Genomic DNA, 603 nt, shown 5'->3' on the forward strand with positions numbered 1-603 from the left:
GCCCCAACGGCGCCGGAAAATCAACGATGTTCAACATGGTCAATGGCCAGCTGCGCGCAGATGCCGGATCCATCCAGCTGGACTCCAAGGAGCTGATCGGCCTGGCGCCTCGCCAGATCTGGCGCTTAGGCGTCAGCCGGACATTCCAGATCGCTGAAACCTTTTCTTCGCTGACAGTGGTGGAAAACGTTCAGATGACCTTGCTGTCCGCGGACAGCAAATTGTTTTCCATGTGGCGCCGCGCCGCAGACTACAAACGCGACGAGGCCATGGCACTCCTTGAGCAGGTCAACATGAAGGCGCAGGCTGACCGCCCCTGCAGCGTGCTCGCTTACGGGGATGTCAAACGCGTCGAATTGGCCATGGCAATGGCCAACAACCCCAAGTTGCTGCTCATGGATGAGCCGACAGCCGGCATGGCGCCAAAAGAGCGCAACGACCTGATGGCGCTGACCAAACAACTGGTCATTGACCGGGGCATGGCGGTGCTGTTTACCGAGCACAGCATGGACGTGGTGTTTGCCTACGCCGACCGCATGATCGTGCTGGCGCGCGGCCGTTTGATTGCGGAAGGCAAGCCGCTGGAAATCCGCGACCACCCCA

The 603-nt window shown here is 60.2% G+C and carries 1 protein-coding gene; it reads left to right on the top strand.

Annotated features, from left to right (window positions below; all coding sequences use genetic code 11):
- Positions 1-603 (top strand): ABC transporter ATP-binding protein (locus AC1D0Z_RS23745; RefSeq protein WP_477660566.1); only part of this gene is annotated, 603 nt, incomplete at both ends.

This window comes from Polaromonas sp. P1_E3 (genome assembly GCF_056405935.1).